Source organism: Bosea sp. F3-2, assembly GCF_008253865.1.
Lineage (GTDB): Bacteria > Pseudomonadota > Alphaproteobacteria > Rhizobiales > Beijerinckiaceae > Allobosea.
Genome location: NZ_CP042331.1, coordinates 5784734 through 5809219, shown reverse-complemented (window position 1 = coordinate 5809219; position 24486 = coordinate 5784734). Strand labels below are relative to the sequence as shown.

Here is a 24486-nt window from a genome sequence, read left to right as displayed (position 1 = left end):
GAAGAATGCTGCTCCTGACATGACGAAGCCGTTCCGACATCCTACATGCAGGCCATGAGTCGCGAACGCCAGGACGATCTGCCGCGGGATGAGTTCGAGGACGAGGAGGACACCCTCCCCGCGCCTGACCCCACGCTCGACCTCGGCGAGGCCGCGCCCGGCGCGTTCAAGGCCGGCATCGACGTCATCCAGCAATTCGCCAAGCACCTGCCGAACAAGCCCGGCGTCTACCGGATGTTCGATCGGGCCGGCGAGGTGCTCTATGTCGGCAAGGCCAAGAGCCTGAAGAACCGCGTGACCTCCTATGCCCGCGGCATGGCGCATACCAACGCCGTGGCCCGGATGATCGCCGAGACGGCGAATATGGAGTTCGTCACCACCGGCACCGAGACCGAGGCGCTGCTGCTCGAGTCGAATCTGATCAAGCAGCTCAGGCCGCGCTACAACGTGCTGCTACGGGACGACAAGTCGTTCCCCTATATCCTGCTGACCGGCGACCATGACGCGCCCGCGATCCTCAAGCATCGCGGCTCGCGCCATCGCAAGGGCGACTACTTCGGCCCCTTCGCCTCGGTCTGGGCGGTGACACGCACCATCGACGCGCTGCAGAAGGCCTTCCTGATCCGCACCTGCTCGGATTCCTTCTACGAGAACCGCACACGCCCCTGCCTGCTCTATCAGATCAAACGCTGCGCCGCCCCCTGCACCGGCGAGATCTCGATTCCCGACTATCAGGCGCTGGCCGGCCAGGCGCGCGACTTCCTCTCCGGCCGCTCCTCGGCGGTGAAGCAATTGCTCTCGGCCCGGATGCAGCAAGCGGCGGAGGAGCTGGAATTCGAGAAGGCCGCGCGCTACCGCGACCGCCTCGCCGCGCTCTCGGCCGTGCAGGCCGGGCAGGACATCAACACGCAGGGCGTGGAAGAAGCCGACGTCTTCGCCATCGACGAGCAAGCCGGGCATTTCTGCGTCGAGATCTTCTTCTTCCGCAACCATCAGAACTGGGGCAACCGCGCCCTCTTCCCGCGCGCCGATCGCTCGCTGACGCCGGCCGAGGTGCTGGCCTCCGTCGTCGCCCAGTTCTACGATGACAAGCCGCCACCGCGACTCGTGCTCCTTTCCCACCCCGTCGAGGAAATCGAGTTGATCGGCGAGGCGCTCTCGGCCCGCGCCGGCCGCAAGGTCGAGGTCGCGCATCCCAAGCGCGGCGAGCGCGCCGACCTGATGGCGCATGCTGTCAAGAACGCCCGCGAGGCGCTCTCGCGCAAGCTCGCCGACAATGCCGGCCAGAGCGCGCTCTTGGCCGCGCTCGGTGCCGCCTTCGGCATGGAGTCCGCGCCGCGCCGGGTCGAGGTCTACGACAACTCGCACATCATGGGCACGAACGCAGTCGGCGGCATGATCGTCGCCGGGCCGGACGGCTTCGTGAAGAACCAGTACCGCACCTTCAACATTTCGACCGACACCATCGCCGGCGACGATTTCGGCATGATGCGCGAGGTGCTGACGCGCAGATTCGCGCGGCTGGCGAAGGAAGAAGGACGGAGCCACGGAACCGCGACCGACTCTCCTCCCCCTGGTGGGGAGGAGTTGGAGGTGGGGGTGGTGCCGCCAGGTGAGCGCTCGCCAAGCGGTACCACCCCCATCCCTCTCCCTTCCCCACAAGGGGGAAGGGAAGAGCCCTCCCGGCGAACGCGCGCCCCGCAAGACCCCGACGCCTTTCCCTCCCGCCCCGACCTCGTCATCGTCGACGGCGGCAAGGGGCAGTTCGAGGCGGCGCGCAAGATCATGGCCGAGCTCAATGCCATCGACATCCCGCTCGTTGCCATCGCCAAGGGCGCCGACCGCAACGCCATGCGCGAGACCTTTCACATGGCCGGCCGCGAGCCCTTCAAGCTGCAGCCACGCGACCCGGCGCTCTATTTCATCCAGCGCCTGCGCGACGAGGCGCACCGCTTCGCCATCGGCACCCACCGCGCCAAGCGCAAGCGCGAGACGATGAAGAACCCGCTCGACGAGATCCCCGGCATCGGCCCCTCGCGCAAACGGGCGCTTCTGCTGCATTTCGGTACGGTGAAGGCGATCCAGCGCGCCAAGCTCGACGACCTCATGCGCACCCCCGGCGTCAATGCCGCGACAGCCAAGGCGGTGCATGATTTCTTTCACGATGCCTGAAACTAATAACGCCCTCGCGGTTTTGCGTGTTGACGCTGCGGCGGCCGGATTGCTTTGGTGCTCGATGTGACGATTCTTCCAGACGCCATCAGGCGGCGGGGCCCGTGGTCCCTGCCCAACCTCCTCACCTACGGCCGGATCCTGGCGATCCCGGCGCTGGTGGCGATTCTGTTTTGGCCGCGCGACGACTGGATGCGCTGGCTCGCTTTGGCGATCTACACGCTCGCCGCCATCACCGACTATCTCGACGGCTACATCGCCCGCGCCTGGAGCCAGCAATCGGCCATCGGCCGCATGCTCGACCCTATCGCCGACAAGCTCCTCGTCGCCGCGTTGCTGCTGATGCTCGTCTATACCGGCCAGATCCAAGGCTGGACGCTCTGGGCCGCTATCGTCATCCTCTGCCGCGAGATACTCGTCTCGGGCCTGCGCGAGTTCCTGGCCGACCTCAAGGTCAGCGTCCCGGTCAGCAAGGTCGCGAAATGGAAGACGACGGCGCAGCTCTTCGCGCTGGGCTTCCTGATCGCGGGCCCGGCGGGCGACAAGGTCCTGCCCGGCAACACGATGATCGGCACCGTGCTGCTCTGGGCGGCGGCGGGCCTCACGATCTACACCGGCTGGGATTATTTCAACGCCGGCATCCGCCACCTCGTCGAGCAGGACGAGCGCATGTCATGAACGCCGTTTCGCCCATGGCCCCGTCCGCCACCCGCACAGTGAAGCTCGTCTATTTTGCCTGGGTGCGGGAACGCGTCGGCTTGCCGGAAGAGACGCTCGACATCCCCGCCGACCTCGCCACCATCGCCGATCTCGTGCGCTGGCTGAAGGCGCGCGGAGAGGGCTATGAGGCGGCATTCGCCAACGAGGCTGTCGTGCGCGCCGCACTGGATCAGGTTCACGCAAAGCCGCATGCCGCCCTCGGCAATGCCCGCGAGATCGCCTTCTTCCCGCCGATGACCGGCGGCTGAGGCCAACCATGACACCTGTCGTTCGCATCCAGCGTGAGGATTTCGACCTCTCGGCCGAGATTGCGGCGATGAACGCAGGCCGCGCCGATATCGGCGCCGTCGTCTCCTTCACCGGGCTTTGCCGCGACGAGAACGGCCGTCTCGCCGCGCTCGAGCTGGAGCACTATCCCGGCATGGCCGAGGCAGAGATCGGCCGCGTCGCTGCCGAAGCCGCGGCGCGCTGGCCGCTGATGGGACTCGTCGCGATCCACCGCTACGGATTGATCCGGCCGGGCGAGCAGATCGTGCTGGTGCTCGCGGCATCCGCTCATCGGCGCGCTGCCTTCGAGGCCGCCGATTTCATGATGGACTACCTCAAGACGCGCGCGCCCTTCTGGAAGCGCGAGCACCGCGCTGACGGAACGCTCGGCGGCTGGGTCGAGGCTAATACGGATGACGACGATGCGGCGAAGCGCTGGGAAGAGACCCCTTGAAGGGCTGAAGGGCTGCGTTCTGGTTGGCGGTTTGACGCTGCTGCCGGCCTTGGCCTTGGCAGCCGCGCCGGAACCGAAGACCTTTCGCGACTGGATGGCCGGCTGCGACAATCTCAAGAGCTGCACCGCCCTGTCGCTGCCGGCGGAGAGCGCCGACGCCATCGCCTATCTGCGTCTCGAGCGTCCGGCCGGGCCTGACGGCACAGTCAGCCTCGTCCTGCGCTTGCGCGGTGACTGGAAGAAGCTGCCAACGGCGCTTCAGCTCAAGCTCGACGGCGCCCCCTTCCCCGCCGGCGGCAAGGCGCTTCCAGCGGCGGCCGATGGCGACATGGTGTCGCTATCCTTCCAGCCTGCCGAGATCGCGACACTGATCGAAGCCGCCCGCAAGGCGACGAAGCTCTCGATCGCGGCGCCCGGCGTGGCGGCGAGCGTCTCGCTCTCCGGTTCGGTCGCAGCGATGCTCTGGATCGATGAGCAGCAGGGCCGGCTGAACACGACCTCCGCCCTCGTCCGCAAGGGCAGCGGCACCGCCGTTCCGGCAGCCCCGGCGCTGCCGGTCATCATGGCAAAGCCGGCGGCCGGCACGCTATCGGAGAAAGACGGGAAGGCGCTCGCTGCAACGCTGCGCAAGCAGATCAAGCAACGCGACGCCGATCTTTGCGAAGATGACGAGATGCTGGTCGCGGCCGACGGTGCCTGGCCGCTCGACGGCGACCGTCGTCTTGTTGGCCTCGCCTGCTCGCGCGGCGCCTACAATGTCAGCACGGGCTTCTGGATGGTCGAGCGCGGCGATGTCGCTGCTGCGAAGCCGGTTGCCCTGCCGGAGGGCGAGGGCGACGCGAAGAACATGCTGACCAATGCGGATTTCGACCCGAAGACCGGCCGGCTGAGCTTCTTCGCCAAGGGCCGCGGGCTCGGCGATTGCGGCGCCACCGGCGGTTACGCCTGGACGGGCACCGCCTTCGTCCAGACCGAATTCAGCATGATGGGCGAATGCCGCGGCATCGGCTCCGATGACTGGATCACGCTCTACCGCAGCGAGGTGAAGTAAGGAGCGTCGTTCTCGGGCGGTGCAAAGCTCCGACCCGAGAATCTCGTGGCGAAAGGTCACCGGCTTCCGAGATGCCCGCATGGCTGTCCGGTTCACCGCGCAGGCGGGTGCCGGGGCGGGCTCCTCCCTTCCCCCTTGTGGGGAAGGGTATGGGGATGGGAGTGGTTCCGCTTGGTGAGCGCTGAACCCAGTCGTTCGACCCCCACCCCTGCCCCTCCCCACAAGGGGGAGGGGTTCCCCGCGCCTGTCATCTCCGTCGCTGTTCTCTGGAAAGCCTTCGATTGTGCTTTCCAAGAAGGTATTCAAAACGAACCAGACAACGCCGGGTCAAGCCCGGACATGACGGCGTTGGCTCACGCCGCCTTCGACTGCGGGCGCACCGCGGCCGAGTAGTCTTCCATGATCACCTTGCCCATATTGCCGGTGATGAACTTGTAGGGGCCGATCTCGGACACCAGCGTCACCTCGGCGGCCGAGCCGGTGATGAAGCACTCGCTGAAGCCTTCCAGCTCCTCCGGACGGATACGCCGCTCCACCACCTCGAAGCCACGCTTCTTGCACAGCTCGATCACCGACTGACGGGTGAGGCCATTGAGGAAGCGATCGGCGGTCGGGGTGTGGACCACGCCGTCCTTGATGAAGAAGATGTTGGCGCCGGTGCATTCGGCGACATTGCCTTCCCAGTCCAGCATCATCGCATCGGCGTAGCCGGCGCGTTCCGCCTTGTGCTTCGACAGCGAGCAGATCATGTAGAGGCCCGCCGCCTTGGCATGGACCGGCGCACAGGCCGGGTCCGGCCGGCGATAATCGGCGACATCGAGGCGCACGCCCTTCAGCTTCTGCGCCATGTCGAACATGCTCGGCCATTCCCACACCGCGATCGCGGTATGGATCTTGTTGTTCATGCCCGACACCGCCATCATTTCCGAGCCGCGCCAGGCGACCGGGCGGAGATAGGCGTCCTTGAGCCCGTTCTCCTTCAGGCAGAGATACTTGGCCTCGTCGATCTCGGCGACCGAATAGGGGATCGTGAAATCCATGATCTCGGCCGACTTGTGGAAGCGCTGCGAATGCTCCGTGCACTTATAGATGACGCCGTCATAGGCGCGCTCGCCCTCGAACACGCAGGAGCCGTAGTGGAGCCCGTGGGTCAGTACGTGAATCTTGGCGTCCTTCCACGGCACGAGCTTGCCGTCGAACCAGATGACGCCGTCGCGCTGGTCGAAAGGAATGACTGACATGGGACCTTCTCCTGGGTGCTTGTTGTCCCCGAACTCCGGCACAGCCGATTTAGGAACGCAAGCATGAGTCTAAAGCTGCGCCGTAACGACAGGTTTTGAAATAATCGTTCGCTCAGCGCCCTTGACCGGTAATCTTCCGTCTGAGATATGTCAATAAGGCTGACCCAAATTTTTGGAAGCACAGTTTTGACCCTGTCCGAACCTCGCCCTGTCGACGCAACCCTCAAGCCCTCGTCCGAGGCCGTTCCGCACGACCTGATCGAGCTGCTCTTCTTCGCCTATCGCGATTTCGTCGGCGACCCCGACAGGATACTGGCGGATTACGGCTTCGGCCGGGCGCATCACCGCGTCCTCCATTTCGTTCAGCGCTGTCCCGGCCTGACCATCGCCGAGCTGCTCGACATCCTGCAGATCACCAAGCAGAGCCTGAACCGCGTCCTCAAGGAGCTGGTCGAGAAAGGCTATATCGAGCAGCGCACCGGCCGGCAGGACAAGCGCCAGCGCCATCTCCACACCACTGCCGCCGGCCAGGACCTGGCGCTTCGCCTCGTCCGGCTCCAGGCCAAGCGCATCCACCGGGCGCTCGACGGCGTCGGCCCCGAAGCAGCGGCCATCGCCGCGCAATACCTTTCCGCCCTGATCGACCCGGCGGAGCGGCCAAAGGTCGAGCGCCTGCTCGCGAAGCCCTGACAGCGACCCACCTCGCGCATTGTGCTAAGGCAGCCGGGCACCGTGATCGCTCCCAGCCCGGATGCAGGAGGAAGCCGCCAGCATGATCGCCAGCGAGACCCTAGCGAAGCCGACCCGCAAGCCGCTGCCCGATGAGGCGCCGCATATCCTCGTCGTCGACGACGACCGCCGCCTGCGCGATCTGCTTGCCCGCTTCCTCGGCGACAACGGCTATCGCGTCACCACCGCGGCCAATGCGGCGGAGGCCGACACCCGGCTCGGCAACCTCGTCTTCGACGCAATCGTGCTCGACGTGATGATGCCCGGCGAGAACGGCTTCGACTTCGCCCGCCGTTTCCGCGGCGGTTCTGCCGTGCCGATCCTGATGCTGACCGCCCGCGCCGACGGCAAGGACCGTATCAACGGCCTCGAGATCGGCGTCGACGACTATCTAGCCAAGCCCTTCGAGCCACGCGAGCTGCTCCTGCGCCTCGGCAACATCCTGAAGCGCACCCTCGTCGTCGAGGCGGCGCAATCCGGCACCCGCCCCGATTTCGTCCGCTTCGGCCCCTTCATCTACGGGCTGGCCCGTGGCGAGCTGCGCAAGGGCGAAGAAACCATTCGCCTGACCGAGCGCGAGCGCGAGATCCTGACGGCCCTTGCCGAGCGCGCCGGCGAGGTCGTCCCGCGTGAGGAGCTGGCGGCGCAGGGCTCGGCCGCGAACGACCGCACGGTCGACGTGCAGATGAACCGGCTGCGTCGTAAGATCGAGCGTGATCCGGCCGATCCGCTCTATCTCCAGACCGTGCGCGGCGTCGGCTACAGGCTGGTGACGGACAGGACGTGACTCCGCTTCACCACGGCAGGAATGGGCAATCGGCACTGCGCTCGGCCGCGGCCATGCTGCGTCCTGTCCTCGCCTGGCTCGAAATGGTCTGCGGCCGTATCGGCAGGTTCCTGCGCCCCGCGCTAAGGAGCATCGGCCACCCGCTCCAGATCATCGCGCGCTACATGCCCAAGGGGCTCTATCCCCGCGCGCTCGTCATCGTCATCGCGCCGGTGGTGCTGCTGCAATCGGTGATCGCCTATGTCTTCATGGAGCGGCACTGGCAGCTCGTGACGCAGCGCCTCTCCTCTGCGGTTTCCGCCGACATCGCCATGCTGATCGATGTCTATGAGAGTTACCCGCAGGATGCCGACACCACGACGCTCTCGCGCATCGCCGCCGAGCGGCTCGGCATGGACCTCGACATCATCCCCGATTCCGACCTGCCGGCGCCGGGGCCGCGCCCGTTCTTCTCGCTGCTCGACAATGCGCTTTCGACCGAGCTCAGCCAGCAGGTTGCGCGCCCCTTCTGGCTCGATACGGTCGGCCGCTCCAGCCTGATCGAGATCCGCATCAAGCTCGGCAAGGACGTGATGCGCATCCTGACCCGGCGTAACTCGGCCTATGCTTCGAACAGCCATATCTTCCTGCTCTGGATGATCGGCACCTCGCTGATCCTGCTCACCATCGCGGTGCTGTTCCTGCGCAACCAGATTCGGCCCATCCTCAAGCTCGCCGATGCGGCGGAAGCCTTCGGCAAGGGCCGCGATGCCGATTTCCGCCCGCGCGGCGCCCGCGAGGTCCGACGCGCGGGCAACGCCTTCATCGAGATGAAGCGGCGCGTCGAGCGCTCGATCGGCGAGCGCACGACGATGCTGAACGGCGTCAGCCACGATTTGCGCACCATCCTCACGCGCTTCCGCCTCTCGCTCGCCCTGTTGGAGCGCTCCTCGGAGATCGAGGCGCTCGAGAAGGATATCGACGAGATGAGCCGCATGCTCGAGGATTATCTCGCCTTCGCGCGCGGCGATGCCGGCGAAACCGCCGTCGAGACCGACATCCGCGCCCTGCTGGAGGAGCTGAAATCGGATGCCGAGCGTCAGGGCCACCAGACCGAGCTGGCGGTCGTCGGCGACCCGCTGGTCGTCATCCGCCCGGACGCCTTCCGGCGCCTCCTGACCAATCTCGTCTCCAACGCCGCCCGCTATGGCGATCGCATCGCCATCCGCGCCACGCATGACGCGCGCTATCTCATCGTGATGGTCGACGATGACGGGCCGGGCATTCCGCCCGACCAGCGCGAAGAGGTCTTCCGACCCTTCTTCCGCCTCGACGAAGCCCGCAATGTCGATGGCGGCGGCACGGGCCTCGGCCTTGCGATCGCGCGCGACATCGCCCGCGCCCATGGCGGCGACATCATCCTCGGCGACTCGCCGCTCGGCGGCCTGCGCGCGACGGTGCGCCTGCCGGTCTGACCAAAAATCTACTCGACGCCTCCACTCATAACCGCAAGTATTCACCAAGCTCATCGGGGGGCCGATCATGAGGACGTTCTGGATCGCTGCAGCATTCCTGGCAGCCTCCTTTCTCCTTTCCGCAACGGCTGCGCGCTGCGAAGACGTTGTCGATCTCGGCGGAGGTCTTTTCGGCGGCGGCCGCGCGCTCCTGAACAAGCCGGCGGGCAAGCCTCGTGCCGGACTGGTTCTGCTGACCGGCGGCGACGGCTATATCGGCATCGGCTCCGACGGTAGCGTCGAGCGCGACAGCAACTGGATCGTCCGGACTCGCGACGCCTATCTGCGCAGCGGCATCGCCAGCATCGCGCTCGATGCCAACGCCAACCCGGCAAAAGCCGTGGAATACATGCGCGCTCTCGCGCCACGCGTTATCGTCGTGGCGATGAGTCGCGGCGCTCTCAAGGTCGCCGGCACCCTGCCGGCGAGGCCGGACGGCATCGTCTTCGCCTCGGCCATGCTTGATCAGGCGCGGGACATGATCGGCGATCCCTCGCGCCTGCCCCCGACGCTGATCATTCATCACCGCCAGGACAGCTGCCGCGTGACGCTGCCGGAATCGGCCGTGGCCTTTCAACAATGGACAGGCGGCAAGGCGCGATTGCTCTGGATCGACGGTGGTTCCTCGACCGGGAACCCGTGCCAAGCCCGTGCCCATCACGGCTTCATCGGCCGCGAGGGTCAGGTCGTCTCCGCCATATCCGGCTTTGCGGGCTCGCTGCGCTAGGAATCCCCGCCGATCGGCGCAAGCTGCGGCAAACGCGCGACGGCGTGGTCGATGAAGGCGCGTACGCGCGGCGCAGGCTGGCGCCCGCCCGGTATCACCAGCTGCACCGGCAGCGGCGGCGGCTCGAAATCCGGGAGCAGACGCACCAGCGTTCCCGCAGCCAGATCGTCGGCCGCCTGATAGGAGAGCACCCGCGCAAGCCCCCGCCCGGCGCGCGCCGCGATCAGCACCGATTCCACCTCGTTGACGATGAACCGCGGCGTCAGCACGACCCCGCTGCCGCGGCGGCCCCCACCGAAGCGCCAGTTCAGCGTCTGGTTGGCGGCGACGCTCGCGATCGTCTCATGGGCTGCGATATCGGCCGGGCGACGCAACGGTGGACAGCGGGCGAGATAGGACGGCGCCGCAACGAGGATGCGCCGGACTTCCCCGACCTTCCGCATCAGCAGACCTGAATTCGGCAGCGGCCCGATCCGCACCGCGAGTTGCAGATCCTCCTCGATCAGGTCGAGATTCCGGTCGGCGAGCACGAGCTCGACCTGCACCTGCGGATAGCGGTCGAGGAACTCGGACACCAGAGGCGTGACATGCCGCCTGCCGAAGGCGAGCGGCGCGGTGATCCGCAGCAACCCGCTGACCGGCTCGGCCGCCGCGACGCCCAACGCCGCTTCGTAATCGGCCAGGAGCCGCCGGGCTGTCGTCGCAAGTTCCCTGCCCGTATCGTTCGGCGTCAGCCGCCGCGTCGTCCGAGCGATCAATTGCGAGCCGACGCGCTCCTCCAGCGCCGCGAGCGCCCGCGTTACAGCCGGTCGCGACTTGCGCAGTCGCCGCGCCGCACCTGCCAGGCTGCCGGCGTCGACGATGGCGACAAAGATCGCGAGTTCCTCGATCCGATCCACATTACTGTTCCGCAAACTGAAATTCTGATTTCGAGGCGTAGCAGATTTCGGCAGTTCTCGAAACGATCATTATTCAGTCGACAAGCAGGAGCATCGCCATGCCATCGACCGAGATCGTCCTCTACGGCACGCCCCTTTCCGGCCACGCCCACCGAGTCGAGCTTTTACTCCGCGCCCTCGACCTGCCCTTCCGCTTCGAGCCGGCACCCGCCGAAGTCCGGCAGAGCCCGGCCTTTCGGAAGCTCAATCCGCTCGGTCAGATTCCCGTCCTGCAGGACGGCGAGCTGACGCTCGCCGACAGCAACGCGATCATGGTCTATCTGGTCAGGCGCTATGCCCCGGACAGCACCTGGCTGCCCGGTGATGCCGTCGGCGCGGCCCATGTTCAGCGCTGGCTTTCGATCGCGGCTGGCGAGGTCATGCATGGCCCTTCCGTTGCGCGGCTGATCACGCAGTTCGGCCTGAACGACGACAAGGCGCGCGCCAAGCGGATCGCGGCACGGCTCCTTGCCTTCATGGAAGAGCATCTGGCGGAGCGCGACTACCTGGCGGCGGTTCACCCGACCATCGCCGATCTGGCCTGCTATGCCTACGTCGCTCACGCGCCGGAGGGCGGCATCTCGCTTCGGCCCTATCCGGCCGTGCGGCGCTGGCTGGCCCGCATCGAAGCCTTGCCGTTCTTCAAGCGGATCCCGCCATCGCCCCTCCCCGCCGAGCTCGACGACGATGCCGCCTGACGACCCCTTCCACGCCGGCGAACACGCCGTGCAGACGCGGGCCGGCGTCGCCGCGCGCGGCGCAGGCATCCGCAGCTTCATGCCGGACCAGCACCGCATCTTCTTCGGCCAGCTTCCCTGGCTCTTCGCCGGTGTGCTCGATGGCGAGGGCTGGCCGCTGGCGACGACGCTCACCGGCGTGCCCGGTTTCGTGACCAGCCCGGACCCGACGAGCCTGTCGATTTCAGCTCTGCCGCAACCCGGCGATCCGGCATACGGCGCGTTCCGGCCGGGCAGCCCCATCGGCCTGCTCGGGCTCGAATTCGAGACCAGGCGCCGCAATCGCGCCAACGGCCGGGTCGAAGCGGTTGGAGCCGATGGTTTTTCAGTGGCCGTGGCCCAGAGCTTCGGCAACTGCGCCAAATACATCCAGGCGCGCAGTCGGGCTCCGAACGGCAGCGACCCCGCCCATCAACCCGCCAGCCTCTCCAGCCTCGATGCGGCGGCTCGGGCGTTGATCGCCAAGGCCGATACGCTCTTCATCGCCAGCGCCGCGGCTCTCGAAACACCGCTGGGAGGCGTCGACATCTCCCATCGCGGCGGCCGGCCGGGCTTCGTGCGGATCGACGGCGATACGCTGACCATCCCGGATTTCGCCGGAAACAACTACTTCAACACGCTCGGAAACCTGCTGGAGCAGCCGCGAGCCGCCCTGCTCTTCGTCGATTTCGAGACGGGCACGACACTGCAATTGCAAGGCGTGGCGGAGATCGTCTGGGACGGGCCGGAGCTTTCCGGGCTGGAGGGCTCGCAGCGCCTGTGGCGCTTCCATGTCACTCGGGGCTGGCGGCGCGCCCATGCGCTGTCCTTGCGCTGGTCGGCACCGGAGTTCGCGTCAACCACATTGCAGACTGGCCTCTGGTCTGCTCCCGCTGCTTTGGCGGCCAGCTAGTACAGCCTTCCGCCATCCGGAACGCCGTGGCCCGGCCCGATCAGCACGACCTCGCCCTCGGCATCGGGAATGCCGAGCGTCAGCACCTCCGACATGAATTTGCCGATCTGGCGCGGCGGGAAGTTGACCACCGCGAGCACCTGCCGACCCGGTAGATCCTCGGGCCGGTAGTGCTTGGTGATCTGCGCCGAGGATTTCTTGCGGCCGATGGAGCCGCCGAAATCGATGACGAGCTTGATCGAGGGCTTGCGCGCTTCGGGATAGGGCTCGGCCTCGACGATCGTGCCGACACGGATGTCGACCTTGAGGAAGTCGTCGAAGCCGATCGGGACGGCCGGTTCAGCAGAAGTGCTCAAAATTCCTCCCAGCCCTTGTCGCGGGCATCGGCATCGGCCTTGTGCGCGGCGACTGTGCTGCCGTTATAGGCCTTGCTGGCGGTCCGGGGCGCGGCGGCCCGGGGCGCTGGTGTGGCAGCCGACTGCGCGACGGCCGCCTGCATCGTCCGCGCCATCGCCTTGAGCCCGGCGACATCGCTGCCGAGCTGGAAGCGTGCGACCAGCGCTGACAGGCGGTCGGCCTCCTGCGACAGCGAATGGGCGGCAGCGGTGGATTGCTCGGCCATCGCGGCGTTCTGCTGCGTCGCCTGATCCATCTCGCCGACGGCGGAGTTGACCTCCTGCAAGCCCGACGCCTGTTCCTGCGCGGCGCCCGCGATCTCGGCGACGAGACCGGTGACGCGGGTGATCTCGGAAGCCATGCGCTGGAGCGCGCCGCCGGTCTGGCCGACGAGCGCGACGCCCTTCTCGACCTCGATCGCCGAAGCGTCGATCAGCGTCTTGATCTCCTTGGCGGCGGAAGCCGAACGCTGCGCCAGCGCCCGCACTTCGGAGGCGACAACGGCGAAGCCCTTGCCGGCATCGCCGGCGCGTGCCGCCTCGACCGAGGCGTTGAGGGCGAGCAGGTTGGTCTGGAAGGCGATCTCGTCGATCACGCCGACGATCTGCGAGATTTCCTGCGCCGATTTCTCGATACCGCCCATCGCCGTCACCGCGTCGCGCACGATGCTGGTCGACTGCTCCGCCTCGGTCTTGACCTGTTCCGTCGCCTGGTTGGCGAGGCGCGCGCTCTCGGCCGTCTGGCGCACCGTGGCGGTGAGCTCGTCGAGCGCGGTCGCGGTTTCCTCGACCGAGGAGGCCTGCTGCTCGGTGCGGCTGGCGAGATCGTCTGCCGCCTGGCTGATCTCGGTCGAGCCCGCCTTCATGCTCTCGGTATTGGTCGCAATCTGCCGCATCGCGTCCTGAAGCTTGGCGATGGCGCCGTTGAAGTCGTCCCTGAGCTTGACGTACTCGGCGGCGAAGGCCGCTTCGATCCGGTAGGTCAGGTCGCCATCGGAGAGCCGCTCCAGACCGGTGGCGAGAGCCTGCACCACGCCGGCCTGGACGCGTGCATGCTCGGCACGCTCGGCCTCATTGCGGCGGCGTTCGCCATCGGCGGCGCTGCGGTGGTCGGCCGCTTCCTCCTCGGCGCGCAGCTTGTCGGCCTCCATCGCCTCCTTGGCGAGGGCCGCATCGCGGAAGATCACCAGCGAACGCGCCATCGAGCCGATCTCGTCGGAGCGCTCCTGATGCTCGATCGCAGTGTCGAGATGCCCGGAGACGACGCCTTCCATCGAGCCCTTCAGCGAATGCAGCATGCCGGTGGCGCGGCGGCTCAGCACAACGACCAGGCCGAGCATGAGAAGGCCGAGCGGCACGAGCACCTTGGCGACGCCCGCGACCATGCTCATGAAGGTGGCATCGACATTCTGCACATGAAGGCCGGAACCGACCACCCACTGCCACTTCGGAATGCCGACGACATAGGAGATCTTGAGGGAAGGCTCCTTGTCGCCGGCCTTGAGCCAGCCATAGTCGAGGAAGCCTTCGCCCTTCGCCTTCACCAGCGCGATCATCTCCTGGACGAAGAACTTGCCATCCGCGTCCTTGAGCGACTTCATGTCCGTCGACTGGATCTTCTTGTTGGCATGCATGACACTAATGCCGTCGTAATTGATGAGGAAGTAGTAGTTTCCATCATCAAAGCGCGCATTGCCGAGGGCCCCCATGGCCATCTTCTTGGCATCGTCTTCCTTGAGCTCACCGGCTTCGACCCGCGCCAGATAGCCTTTCACCGTCGTCGCTGCGGCTTCGACGAGATTCTTCATCTCGGCGCGCTTCAGCGCGAGCATCTCGTTGCGGGCGGCATTCAACGTGTAGCCGACACTGCCGATCGCGATCAGCACGGCCAGGGCTGCGATCAGGGCGAATGAACGGCTGATCGACAGGGTCGCAAGCTTCTTGAAGAAAGACATACGCGTTTCCTGCGCGGGATGGGATCCTTCACCTCGCGCAAATTGACTAAAACGCGCTTAACATTGACCCATTTCGGCCACATTTTCGCCGCTGCGATGCAGCGGCGCCTCTGCTCAGATCGCCGGTGCGTAGTCGTCGTTGTCCTCGCCGCGCTCCGAGGCACGCTCGCGCCGACGCGCCTTCAACGGCCGGCCGAAGCAGATCGCCCGCGCCAGCCCTCTGAACGGCGCCGTCAGGCGATGTACATCCTCCGCTCGTGCCATGATGCAGCTGGCCAAATTCAGCTCGCGATCGAGCCGTGCCATGGTCTTCGACAGCTCGGGCTCGTCATCGTCGAGCCAGGTTTCGGACACCCGCGCCATCAGCAGCACCGCGCCCTGCAGGCGCAGATGCCCGAGCGCATCCTCGGTCGGAATGCCGGCGGAAGCCAGCATGTAGCGCCAGGAATTGATCGCGCCGCGGTTGAGCGCCGCCAGCGCCAGCGGATCGCGCCGGATGACGGGCACGATCTTGCGCAGGCCCGCCTTGTACGGCGCCATCGCGTCGAGCCGGCGCATCACCAGATCGAACATGCGCTCCTTGGCGGGCTCCCCTGCCAGATCCTCCGACGTGCCGGCCAGAACCGCCTCGTCGACGAGGCGCGTCACGCCGCCCAGCATGGCGAGCTTGGAGGGGAAGAGCCCGCGCAGCTGCGCCAGTGTCAGCCCGGCCTCGGTGGCGATATCCGGCAGCTCGATCTGATGCCAGGGCCGCTCGGCGGCAAGCTTCATCAGCGCATCGACGGCGCGCTTGCGCGGATCGGCCGGCTTGGCGGCGGGCCCGGGCTCAGCGCCTGCCGGCGGCGTGGAAACGGGTTTGCGGACCATGGGGACAGCTCCTCTCGCTTCGCGTCGAAAGGAGGTTAGGCCGCTATCGTGGCGGGTGGAAGGCCGCCTGCAGCATTTTCGAGCGAAGTGGAAACCGGTTCGCGCGAAGAAAATGCGTTACGCAACGACCTGAAGCTGTTCGGTTTTCAACGAAAACTGAACAGCTTCAGCCCGAAAGCTCGCCGGCGCGACGTTTCGCAGCAGCCACCGCCTTGTTCATCAGCGGCTTCAAGCCGTCATCCGCCATCAGCACTTCGAGCGCGGCAGCCGTGGTGCCACCCGGCGAGGTCACGTTCTGGCGCAGGGTTCCCGGCGGCAGCGGCGACTGGAACAGCAGCTCGCCCGCGCCCTCCACCGTCGCCCGCGCCAGCCGCTCTGCCACATCGGCGGGCAGCCCCGCCGCAGCCCCGGCCGCGGCCAGGCATTCGACCAGATGGAAGACATAGGCCGGGCCGGAACCCGAGACGGCCGTGACGGCGTCGATCAGCCCCTCATCGTTGAGCCACTCGACCTTGCCGATGCTGCCGAGCAGCGCATCGGCGGTGGCGCGCTGCGCGGCGCTGACGCCCTTGCCGGGCGCGACAGCGGTGACGCCGCGCTGCACCGAGGCCGGCAGGTTCGGCATGGCGCGAATGATCGCGGCGGCGTTCGGCAGGCGTGCGGCAAGATCGCCCAGCGTCTTGCCGGCGAGGATCGAGATCAGCAGCGTCCGGGGATGGATGAAAGCCTGGACGGCCGGTGCGGCGGTATCCAGCATCTGCGGCTTGGTCGCGAGGACGACGACATCGGCCGCGGGAATCTCCTTGGCGGAAGGGTTGAGCCGCATCCCCTTCTCGCCAGCGAGCTCGACCATCTCGTCGGAAGGCTTGGGATCGATGATGCTGATGCCGGCCGGGTCCATGCCGATGCGCAGCCAGCCCTCCAGCATCGCTCCGCCCATCTTGCCCGCGCCGATCAGGACGAGCGATTGCGGAAGGGAATTCGACATGGCGGTTCTCGTCGCTTGGGACCAGGGCGTCATGCCCGGGCTTGCCCCGGGCATCTCAGGACCAGAGCCTGCAAGAGATGGCCGGGTCAAGCCCACGTCTGTCCGGTTCAACTGAACTGCAACAGGGAAAAGCTTTGCTCCGCCGAAGGCTTCCAGTGAGCGATGACCAAGGAGACATGCTCGCGCCATCCCCTCTCCCACTGATCTCGGGCTTGCCCGAGATCAGCAGACCAAGTGTCGAAGTCGGCAACAGCCGACTTCGATGCGGGAGAGGGTTAGGGTGAGGGGTCTCGCGACGCCGATCGCTGGCCCGATGCGACATTTTTCGAAGCTTTCAAGACCTGTGCGACCCCTCATCCGGCGCTACGCGCCACCTTCTCCCGCACCGAAGTCGGCTGTTGCCGACTTCGGCACCAAAAGCTGCCCATCTCGGGCAAGCCCGAGATGGGTGGGAGAAGGGGAGCTGCGGCTCGGCCGCGCTCAACCCGACAGCAGAGGGTCAAGCCCGGCCATGACGGCAATGCGGCCGGTCAGGCTTCGCCGACCGTCTCCAGGATGGCACCCTCCATGCCCTCCTTGGCCGTCTTGCCGGCCCAGACGACGAACTGGAAGGCCTGGTAGTAGCGCTCGCAGGCCTCGACCGCCGTCTTGACCAGCGCCGCCGCCTGCTCGTCGGTCGGCTCCGCCCCGCCGGAAAGCAGCAGAGCATGGCGGTACATCACCACGCTCTCGGTGCTCCACAGGTCGAAATGGCCGAGCCAGAGCTGCTCATTGACCAGGCTCACGAGCTGCAGCACCTCGCTGCGCCGCCGCTCCGGCACCTTGAGGTCGAAGGCACAGGCGATGTGCAGCGCCTCGACCTCCGCGAGCCAGGTGATCGCGACGTGATATTCCGACCAGCCGCCGGTCACCGCGACCGAAAGCTCGTCCTCGCTGTCGCGGTCGAAGGTCCAACCGTTGAGAGCGGCAAGGCGTTCGAACAGGTCGAGCGGGTTGGAAGGCCGATCCAGCTCGGCATCCATATCGAGGTCCATCATGCCCTAGGGTCCACCTTCCGGGGCATGAGCCCCGGCGCGTTCGAGAAGAGGAACACGGCGACTGGAAAGCCGAAGGAACGCAACACACCTCCGGAACACCCCGGGGCGGGGCGCTCCCTTCATCGGCCGAAAGCGAATCCGCCCGACGAATCAATTCTTTCCACCGACGATAGCGCAGGCGCTGTGACGCTCCCAACACAACGCGAAGCTCCGCGGATTCGCCCGGTGGGCTCAATCCCTCCGAAGGGCTGTCCACAGCACATGGCTGTGGACATGACGCGGGGGCATGAGGGCCATCGCTGTGAGGCTGACCGTTCAGAACTCGTTAGTCAGGACTTGCCCAGCTTCTCCTCGAGCGCTGCGAGGCGGGCGGCGAGCTTGTCGTTCTCCTCACGGGCGATCAGCGCCATCTCGCGCACCGCCTCGAATTCCTCGCGGGTGACGACGTCGAGATCGCGCAGCAGGCGCTCGATCTGGGTCTTCACGACGGTCTCGACCTCGCGGCGCACGCCCTGCGCGGCTCCGGCCGCATCGGTGGCGAGGCGGGCAATGTCGTCGAGGATGCGGTTGCCGGGGTTCACCATGGCTCTCTCCCATCGGGGCGAAATTCTCTGACCAAAGCCTATAGGCAGCGCGGACCGGCGCCGCAATTGCGACCGGAGGTCCGGCTTGCCTACCGGCCGGCAGAGCAGTCACATGTCCGCCTGCACAACCAGCAGGCTGCTGATTTGACGCGGAACCACGCGGGTCATCCCGGGCTTGACCCGGGATCCATGCCAGAGCGCTTCCCGACGAAGCTTCAGGCATGGATCCCGGCTCTTCGGCCGGGATGACCCGCGCTTCCAGGAGAACGCAGCCTGCCCCGAGGAGACGATCATGGCCCAGCATTTCACCCCCGCTGAATTCGCCCGCCGCCGTGAAGCCCTCCTCGCCGCGATGCAGGCCGGCCGGCTCGACGCGCTCTTCCTGTTCCAGCAGGAATCGATGTTCTGGCTGACCGGCTACGACACCTTCGGTTTCTGCTTCTTCCAATGCCTCGTCGTCAGGGCCGACGGCACCATGGCGCTGCTGACTCGCTCAGCCGACCTGCGGCAGGCACAGCACACCTCCAACCTCGGCGACATCCGCATCTGGAAGGACGGCCGCGACGCCAATCCGGCCAGCGACCTTCTGGCGCTGGCGCGCGATCTCGGCCTGTCCGGCAAGCGCATCGGCGTCGAGTTCGAGTCCTATGGCCTCGTCGCCTCGAACTACCGCAAGCTGGACACAGCCTTCACCGGCCAGGCCGAGCTCGTTGATGCCTCGACGATCGTCACGCGGCTGCGCGCCGTGAAATCGGCCGAGGAGATCGTCTATGTCCGCCGCGCTGCGGCGCTTGCGGACGCGGCCGACCGGGCAGCGCTTGACATGATCCGGGCCGGCGCCGACGAGGGCGAGATCCTCGCCGCCCAGCACAATGCGATCTTCGCTGGCGGCGGCGACTATCCGGCCAATGAGTTCATCATCGGATCGGACAGTGACGCCCTGCTCTGCCGCTACAAGTCCGGCCGGCGCAGGCTCGACGCCAACGATCAGATCACCCTCGAATTCGCTGGGGTCGATCGGCACTACCACGTCGCGGCGATGCGCACCGTCGTGGTCGGCGATCCCCGCCCGCTGCACCGCCCCTATCATGCCGCCGCCCGCGACGCGCTGCTCGCCTGCGAGGCCGCATTGAAGCCCGGCCGCACCGCCGGCGATGTCTTCGCGGCGCATGCCCGCATCTTCGACGAGCACGGCCTCGCGCAGCACCGACTCAATGCCTGCGGCTATTCGCTGGGTGCCAAGTTCACACCGTCCTGGATGGACTGGCCGATGTTCTACGAGGCCAATGACTGGGAGATCGTGCCGGGCATGGTGATGTTCGCCCACATGATCCTGATGGATTCCGACAGCGCGACCGCCATGTGCCTGGGCCGCACCTATCTGGTGGGCGCGGGCGGCGCCGAGGCGCTGAATTTGCCTGATCTGGACCTCGTCCTCCGTTAAGCCTAGAAAAGGGGCACAGGGAATCTCGAAGCAGTCCACAGCCCAAAGGGCGGGAGGCGTCATGATCAACCGTTTGAGCGGCCTGGCTCTGGGGCCGTTTTTTGCGCTGGCCCTCGCCGGCTGCCAGGAAACCACCCAGACCGCGTCGCGGCCGCGTGTCGACGCGCCCGGCGTTCCGGTATCGGTGCAGAGCATCTCCGGCGCGCCCGAGGATGTCACCACGAGCTTTGCCGGGCTGCTCGGCGAAGCCGCCGCCGAGCGCAAGATGGAGATCGTGCCCGGCAACAAGCCGGCGCGCTTCCGCGTGAAAGGCTATCTCACCGCCCAGCCGACCGAGGACGGCCAGACCTCGCTCGCCTTCGTCTGGGACGTCTATGATTCGACCAAGCAGCGCGCCCAACGCGTGCAGGGCGAGAGCATCGGCAAGCGCAGCAGCGGCTCCGATCCGTGGGCCGGCATCGACCAGACGATTGTCGCCAAGGCGGCCTCCGACTCGATGGATGCGATTGCGGGCTTCCTCGTGACCACCCCGGCCATCGAGACGCTTGGCGGCGACAAGGACAAGAAGGCCGACAAGCCGGCGAAGCCTGGAACCAAGGTCGCCGCAACCACCGACAAGAAGAGCTGAGCGCGGGCGTTCAGCCCCTCGGGCGACGCTACGTCAGTGGATTCCGGGTCACGCCAAGCGCCGCGAGCGCTTTTTGAGCGGCGATATTGCAGCGCAGCGGTCGACTCCATGTCATCGCACTGTTAAGAGCCGTTCGAATTGAGCCGGCCCGCCGGCTCGTGCCCCGCCTTGTCCAACGGTGCGCCACGGCATGCCCTCTCATTTCAAAGTCGTCGCCGGCAACTCCAACCGGCCGCTTGCAGAAGCCATCTGCAACCATCTCAGTATTCCCCTCGCCAAGGCCACCGTCCGGCGCTTCGCGGACATGGAGGTCTTCGTCGAAATCCAGGAGAATGTGCGCGGGCAGGATGTCTTCCTCATCCAGTCGACCTCCTTCCCCACCAACGACCACCTGATGGAGCTGCTGATCATCACCGACGCGCTGCGCCGCTCCTCGGCGCGCCGCATCACGGCGGTGATCCCCTATTTCGGCTATGCAAGGCAGGATCGGCGTGCCTCGGGCCGTACCCCGATCTCGGCCAAGCTCGTCGCCAACCTTATCACCCATGCCGGCGTCGACCGCGTGCTGACGCTCGACCTCCACGCCGGCCAGATCCAGGGCTTCTTCGACATCCCGACCGACAACCTGTTCGGCGCCCCGCTGATGGCGCGCGACATCAAGGACCGGCTGGAATGGAAGAACGCCATGGTCGTCTCGCCGGACGTCGGCGGCGTGGTCCGGGCGCGTGCGCTCGCAAAGCGCATCGACGCCCCGCTCGCCATCGTCGACAAGCGCCGCGACCGGCCGGGCGAATCGGAAGTCATGAACATCATCGGCTCGGTCGAGGGCCGCTCCTGCATCCTGATCGACGATATCGTCGACTCCGGCGGCACGCTGGTGAACGCGGCCGAAGCCCTGCTCGAGCAGGGCGCCAAGGAGGTCTACGCCTACATCACCCATGGCGTGCTCTCGGGCGGCGCGGTTGCTCGTATCGCCTCCTCGAAGCTGAAGGAACTGGTCATCACCGATTCGATCATGCCGACTGAGGCGGTGAAGGTCGCGCGCAACATCCGCGTCATCTCCATCGCCGGGCTGATGGGCGAGGCGATCGAGCGCACGGCGAGCGAGACCAGCGTGTCGAGCCTGTTCGACTGAGGATGGTCGCTTGAGTTCCGGCGCGCTCGTCCTGTTTTCCGGCGGCCAGGACTCCACCACGGCACTGGCCTGGGCGCTCGACCGTTTCGACACGGTGGAGACGATCGGCTTCGACTACGGCCAGCGCCACCTCGTCGAGATGGAGTGCCGCCTCGCCATTCGGGAAAAGCTGCCGGCGCTTTCCTCCCACTATGCCGAGCGGCTCGGCCCCGACCATATCGTCGATCTGAAGGCGCTCGGCGCGATTTCCGAAACCGCGCTGACGCGCGAGACCGAAATCAGCTTCGCCGAGACCGGCCTGCCGACAACCTTCGTGCCAGGCCGCAACCTGATCTTCCTGACCTTCGCCGCGGCCCTCGCCTATCGCCGCGGCCTGAAACACATCATCCTCGGCGTCTGCGAGACCGATTATTCCGGCTACCCCGATTGCCGGGACGATACGATCAAGGCGATGCAGGTCGCGCTCGGCCTCGGTCTCGACCGCCGGCTCGTGCTGCACACGCCGCTGATGTGGCGCGACAAGGCGCAGACCTTCGCGCTGGCGCGGGAACTCGGCGGGCAGGCTCTCCTCGATCTCGTCCTCGAACAGACGCATAGTTGCTATCTGGGTGACAGGACGACCCGGCATGGCTGGGGTTTCGGCTGCGGCCATTGTCCAGCCTGCGATTTGCGCGCAAAAGGCTTCGCAGCCTATCTCATGGCACCCGACGACAGCGGACCCTCTTATGAATCGTGATCACCAGCGGCGGATCGAAGGCCTCGTCGCGCTCGTCCTGTTCGGCCTCACCATTCCGTTGGCCAACTGGCTCATCGGCAATGCCGGCACTGTCTGCGTGCCGAACGGCCCCTGCCTCGTGCCGGTCTGGCCGGGAGTGATGGCGCCGAGCGGCGTGCTGATGGTCGGGCTTGCGCTCGTGCTGCGCGACATCGTCCAGCGCCGCCTCGGCACATTGGCGGGCCTCGGCGCGATCGCCGTCGGCACGCTGATCTCGGCCCTGCTCGCCCCCCCGGCGATCGTGATCGCCTCGGTCTCGGCCTTCCTGCTGTCGGAACTCGCCGATTTCGCCATCTATACGCCCTTGCAACGCCGCCGTTTCCTGACCGCGGTCTTCGCTTCCGGCATGGTCGGCCTCGTCGTCGACAGCATCGTCTTCCTGTACCTCGCCTTCGGCAGCCTGGATTTCCTCACCGGCCAGATCATCGGCAAGGCCTGGATGGTCATGTTCGCACTGCCGCTGATGTATCTGATGCGCCGCCGTGACGAGCGCCTGGGCCTCGTCGCCGCCTGAGGCGGATAAAGTTTGAATCGGCCCCTCAATCGGCCTTTAAGCCGATTGAGTTAGAATGTGCGTTCTTCGACAAGCCCATCTCTGTCGGGAACAGCGTGATCAAGCCCTCCGACCGCCTGCAGGCCCTGCAGAACGATATTCTGGAAGATATCGCGCGCGGGGAACCGCTCGCCCTGTGCATGGAGCGCCTGTGCCACCAGGCGGAAGCGATCTCGCCCGGGGTTATCTGTTCGGTCGTGACGGTCGACGATCAGGGTCATCTGCAACCCCTCGCCTCACCGAGTCTGCCCGATCACTATGTCGCCGCGATCGCCGGCGCGCCGACGGGCCCCCGCGCCGGCTCCTGCGGCACCGCGATCCATCGTGCCACCCCCGTCGAGGTGACCGACATCGCGACCGACCCACTCTGGGAGCCGTATACGCAGCTTGTCCTGCCACTCGGCCTCAGAGCCTGCTGGTCGACGCCGATCAAGGCGCGGGACGGCCGCGTCGTCGGTGCCTTCGCTTTCTACTTCCGCACGCCCCGCCGTCCCCGCGCGCTCGAGCGCCGCATCGTCGCGACCTGCGTCCATCTCTGCGCCATCGCGATCGAGCACGACGAGGTGCGTGCTCGCAATCACCATCTCGCCTATTTCGACACGCTGACCAGGCTGCCGAACCGGGCCCAGTTCAACGACGCCATCACCACAATGAGCGCGGCCTCGCGGCGCTACGGGCTGATGCTGATCGATATCGATCATCTCAAGATCGTGAACGATACGCTCGGCCATGCCGCCGGCGACAGCCTGATCGCCGGCGTCGGCGACCGCCTGAGCACTGCCCTGATCGGTTGCCTTCCCTGCCGGATCGGTGGTGACGAATTCGCGGTCCTGATCCCGGATTGCGAGAGCCCTGCGCGGATGCGCAGCCTCGCCTCCGCCGCTCTCTCGGCGATCGCCGCGACGCCGCTCGAGCATGACGGACACAGCATTCAGCCGAGCGTCACGATCGGCGGCGCCATCGCCGGCGAGGACGGGGAAGACAGCGTGACGCTCCGGCAGAAATGCCGATCTCGCACTGTACCATGCCAAGGAGACTCGCCGCGGCCGCTATGTGCGCTTCCGCCGCAAGCTGCGCAGCGCGATGATGCACCGCACCCGAATTCGCAAGGATGTCGACGGGGCGCTCGGCGGCGAGCGGATCGTGCCGTACTACCAGCCGATCATCCGGCTCGACACGGCCGAGATCGTCGGCGTCGAGGCGCTCGCCCGCATGCGGCTGGACGACGGGCGCATCGTGACGGCCGGTGAATTTCAGGAAGCCCTGCAGGATTCGAAGATCGCCCACCGCATCACCACGCAGATGCTGGCTTCGGTCGCGTCCGACATGGCCGAATGGCAAAGCGCAGGCCTGCATATCCAGCATGCCAGCCTGAATGTGACCTCGGCTGATTTCCAGAAGGGCGATCTGGCGCAACGCGTGGCCCGGGCGCTCGACAAGGCGGGGCTGTCGATGCGCCACCTCGTCGTCGAGGTGACCGAGCAGGTCTTCATGGGTGGCCGCAGGGATGGCGTCGCGCGGACAATGGAGGCGCTGCGTGCCTGCGGCATGCTGGTCGCACTGGATGATTTCGGCACCGGCTTCGCCTCGTTGACCCATTTGCTCGATTTCCCGATCGACATCATCAAGATCGACCGCTCCTTCGTCAGCGCCATCGACAGCGGAGCCCGCAGCGCCGTGATCGTCGAATCCCTGCTGACGATGACACGCCGGCTCGGCATGAAGATCATCGCCGAGGGCATCGAGACGCAGTCGCAGGCTCAGCGTCTCGAGGAGATGGGCTGTCGTTTCGGACAAGGCTATCTCTATTCGCCGCCGGTTCCGGCGCTGGTCATCCGTGAGCTGCTGCAGCGCTTCGGCCAGGCAAGCTCTGCGACCGCGCTCGAACGAGAAGCCGTCGCAAACGCGGCATGATGC

At 66.5% G+C, this 24486-nt stretch carries 26 protein-coding genes; 18 read left to right on the top strand and 8 right to left on the bottom strand.

The window, feature by feature from the left end; genetic code table 11:
- Nucleotides 1-54 precede the first annotated feature (54 nt).
- From uvrC to FQV39_RS26935, 5 genes are read left to right on the top strand one after another with little or no spacing between them, the layout of a single operon-like run.
- Nucleotides 55-2172 carry an excinuclease ABC subunit UvrC gene (gene uvrC, locus FQV39_RS26955; protein WP_149133094.1) on the top strand — a complete coding sequence of 706 codons (2118 nt, stop codon included), beginning with the start codon at nucleotides 55-57 and terminating at the stop codon, nucleotides 2170-2172.
- Between the two features lie 57 nt (nucleotides 2173-2229).
- On the top strand, nucleotides 2230-2850 hold the full coding sequence (gene pgsA / locus FQV39_RS26950; RefSeq protein ID WP_149133093.1) for a CDP-diacylglycerol--glycerol-3-phosphate 3-phosphatidyltransferase: 621 nt from the start codon (nucleotides 2230-2232) through the stop codon (nucleotides 2848-2850).
- Between the two features lie 38 nt (nucleotides 2851-2888).
- Entirely contained in the window at nucleotides 2889-3140 is a 252-nt protein-coding gene (gene moaD / locus FQV39_RS26945) for a molybdopterin converting factor subunit 1 (RefSeq protein WP_149134060.1), read from the top strand.
- An 8-nt stretch (nucleotides 3141-3148) separates the two neighbouring features.
- Nucleotides 3149-3613 (top strand): molybdenum cofactor biosynthesis protein MoaE, encoded by a 465-nt coding sequence (locus FQV39_RS26940; protein WP_149133092.1) that lies wholly within the window; start codon nucleotides 3149-3151, stop codon nucleotides 3611-3613.
- Nucleotides 3582-4664 carry a DUF1176 domain-containing protein gene (locus tag FQV39_RS26935; protein WP_187640074.1) on the top strand — a complete coding sequence of 361 codons (1083 nt, stop codon included), beginning with the start codon at nucleotides 3582-3584 and terminating at the stop codon, nucleotides 4662-4664. Before FQV39_RS26940 ends, FQV39_RS26935 begins: the two co-directional genes overlap by 32 nt.
- A gap of 353 nt (nucleotides 4665-5017) precedes the next feature.
- On the opposite strand, the gene FQV39_RS26930 is transcribed toward FQV39_RS26935, so the two are convergent.
- Nucleotides 5018-5905, bottom strand: coding sequence for a branched-chain amino acid aminotransferase (locus FQV39_RS26930; RefSeq protein WP_149133090.1), 888 nt, complete (start codon nucleotides 5903-5905; stop codon nucleotides 5018-5020).
- A gap of 147 nt (nucleotides 5906-6052) precedes the next feature.
- On the opposite strand from FQV39_RS26930, the gene FQV39_RS26925 reads away from it, so the two are divergent.
- The 4 genes from FQV39_RS26925 (at nucleotide 6053) to FQV39_RS26910 (ending at nucleotide 9641) form a co-directional block, all read left to right on the top strand.
- Complete coding sequence (locus FQV39_RS26925) at nucleotides 6053-6595, top strand: MarR family winged helix-turn-helix transcriptional regulator (RefSeq protein ID WP_149133089.1); 543 nt, start codon at nucleotides 6053-6055, stop codon at nucleotides 6593-6595.
- Nucleotides 6596-6677: 82 nt separating this feature from the next.
- Nucleotides 6678-7421 (top strand): response regulator, encoded by a 744-nt coding sequence (locus tag FQV39_RS26920; protein WP_149133088.1) that lies wholly within the window; start codon nucleotides 6678-6680, stop codon nucleotides 7419-7421.
- Nucleotides 7422-7474: 53 nt separating this feature from the next.
- Nucleotides 7475-8875: an ATP-binding protein gene (locus tag FQV39_RS26915; RefSeq protein ID WP_248313155.1), complete on the top strand. Its 1401-nt coding sequence runs from the start codon at nucleotides 7475-7477 to the stop codon at nucleotides 8873-8875.
- Between the two features lie 67 nt (nucleotides 8876-8942).
- Nucleotides 8943-9641, top strand: coding sequence for an alpha/beta fold hydrolase (locus FQV39_RS26910; RefSeq protein WP_149133087.1), 699 nt, complete (start codon nucleotides 8943-8945; stop codon nucleotides 9639-9641).
- Here FQV39_RS26910 and FQV39_RS26905 read toward each other — a convergent pair.
- Complete coding sequence (locus FQV39_RS26905; protein WP_149133086.1) at nucleotides 9638-10540, bottom strand: LysR family transcriptional regulator; 903 nt, start codon at nucleotides 10538-10540, stop codon at nucleotides 9638-9640. The two genes, FQV39_RS26910 and FQV39_RS26905, sit on opposite strands and share 4 nt — an antisense overlap.
- A gap of 98 nt (nucleotides 10541-10638) precedes the next feature.
- Here FQV39_RS26905 and FQV39_RS26900 point away from each other — a divergent pair, with 98 nt between their 5' ends.
- Together FQV39_RS26900 and FQV39_RS26895 are read left to right on the top strand one after the other, a co-directional pair.
- The gene (locus FQV39_RS26900; RefSeq protein WP_149133085.1) at nucleotides 10639-11277 is read left to right on the top strand and encodes a glutathione S-transferase; all 639 of its coding nucleotides are present in this window, start codon (nucleotides 10639-10641) and stop codon (nucleotides 11275-11277) included.
- On the top strand, nucleotides 11267-12208 hold the full coding sequence (locus FQV39_RS26895) for a pyridoxamine 5'-phosphate oxidase family protein (protein ID WP_149133084.1): 942 nt from the start codon (nucleotides 11267-11269) through the stop codon (nucleotides 12206-12208). The genes FQV39_RS26900 and FQV39_RS26895 overlap by 11 nt, the downstream gene beginning before the upstream one ends.
- Here FQV39_RS26895 and FQV39_RS26890 read toward each other — a convergent pair.
- From FQV39_RS26890 to FQV39_RS26865, 6 genes are all read right to left on the bottom strand, one after another.
- Complete coding sequence (locus FQV39_RS26890) at nucleotides 12205-12564, bottom strand: tRNA-binding protein (protein ID WP_149133083.1); 360 nt, start codon at nucleotides 12562-12564, stop codon at nucleotides 12205-12207. The two genes, FQV39_RS26895 and FQV39_RS26890, sit on opposite strands and share 4 nt — an antisense overlap.
- Complete coding sequence (locus FQV39_RS26885) at nucleotides 12561-14558, bottom strand: methyl-accepting chemotaxis protein (protein WP_149133082.1); 1998 nt, start codon at nucleotides 14556-14558, stop codon at nucleotides 12561-12563. Before FQV39_RS26885 ends, FQV39_RS26890 begins: the two co-directional genes overlap by 4 nt.
- Nucleotides 14559-14672: 114 nt before the next feature.
- Nucleotides 14673-15425 carry a TetR/AcrR family transcriptional regulator gene (locus FQV39_RS26880; RefSeq protein WP_149133081.1) on the bottom strand — a complete coding sequence of 251 codons (753 nt, stop codon included), beginning with the start codon at nucleotides 15423-15425 and terminating at the stop codon, nucleotides 14673-14675.
- A 166-nt stretch (nucleotides 15426-15591) separates the two neighbouring features.
- The gene (gene proC / locus FQV39_RS26875; RefSeq protein WP_149133080.1) at nucleotides 15592-16413 is read right to left on the bottom strand and encodes a pyrroline-5-carboxylate reductase; all 822 of its coding nucleotides are present in this window, start codon (nucleotides 16411-16413) and stop codon (nucleotides 15592-15594) included.
- 530 nt (nucleotides 16414-16943) lie between these two features.
- The gene (locus tag FQV39_RS26870) at nucleotides 16944-17450 is read right to left on the bottom strand and encodes a type III secretion system chaperone family protein (protein ID WP_149133079.1); all 507 of its coding nucleotides are present in this window, start codon (nucleotides 17448-17450) and stop codon (nucleotides 16944-16946) included.
- A gap of 329 nt (nucleotides 17451-17779) precedes the next feature.
- Nucleotides 17780-18034, bottom strand: a complete 255-nt coding sequence (locus FQV39_RS26865; protein WP_149133078.1) for an accessory factor UbiK family protein — start codon at nucleotides 18032-18034, stop codon at nucleotides 17780-17782.
- Between the two features lie 292 nt (nucleotides 18035-18326).
- Between FQV39_RS26865 and FQV39_RS26860 the strand changes: the two genes are divergently transcribed.
- The 7 genes from FQV39_RS26860 (at nucleotide 18327) to FQV39_RS26830 (ending at nucleotide 24483) form a co-directional block, all read left to right on the top strand.
- The gene (locus FQV39_RS26860; RefSeq protein ID WP_149133077.1) at nucleotides 18327-19478 is read left to right on the top strand and encodes a M24 family metallopeptidase; all 1152 of its coding nucleotides are present in this window, start codon (nucleotides 18327-18329) and stop codon (nucleotides 19476-19478) included.
- Nucleotides 19479-19539: 61 nt separating this feature from the next.
- On the top strand, nucleotides 19540-20106 hold the full coding sequence (locus FQV39_RS26855; RefSeq protein WP_149133076.1) for a hypothetical protein: 567 nt from the start codon (nucleotides 19540-19542) through the stop codon (nucleotides 20104-20106).
- A gap of 190 nt (nucleotides 20107-20296) precedes the next feature.
- Nucleotides 20297-21241 carry a ribose-phosphate pyrophosphokinase gene (locus FQV39_RS26850; protein WP_149133075.1) on the top strand — a complete coding sequence of 315 codons (945 nt, stop codon included), beginning with the start codon at nucleotides 20297-20299 and terminating at the stop codon, nucleotides 21239-21241.
- Nucleotides 21242-21251: 10 nt separating this feature from the next.
- Nucleotides 21252-21977 carry a 7-cyano-7-deazaguanine synthase QueC gene (gene queC, locus FQV39_RS26845; RefSeq protein ID WP_149133074.1) on the top strand — a complete coding sequence of 242 codons (726 nt, stop codon included), beginning with the start codon at nucleotides 21252-21254 and terminating at the stop codon, nucleotides 21975-21977.
- Entirely contained in the window at nucleotides 21967-22530 is a 564-nt protein-coding gene (locus FQV39_RS26840) for a VUT family protein (RefSeq protein ID WP_149133073.1), read from the top strand. The genes queC and FQV39_RS26840 overlap by 11 nt, the downstream gene beginning before the upstream one ends.
- A gap of 95 nt (nucleotides 22531-22625) precedes the next feature.
- The gene (locus tag FQV39_RS26835) at nucleotides 22626-23819 is read left to right on the top strand and encodes a diguanylate cyclase domain-containing protein (RefSeq protein WP_149133072.1); all 1194 of its coding nucleotides are present in this window, start codon (nucleotides 22626-22628) and stop codon (nucleotides 23817-23819) included.
- Complete coding sequence (locus FQV39_RS26830) at nucleotides 23713-24483, top strand: EAL domain-containing protein (RefSeq protein ID WP_187640073.1); 771 nt, start codon at nucleotides 23713-23715, stop codon at nucleotides 24481-24483. The genes FQV39_RS26835 and FQV39_RS26830 overlap by 107 nt, the downstream gene beginning before the upstream one ends.
- Nucleotides 24484-24486 lie beyond the last annotated feature (3 nt).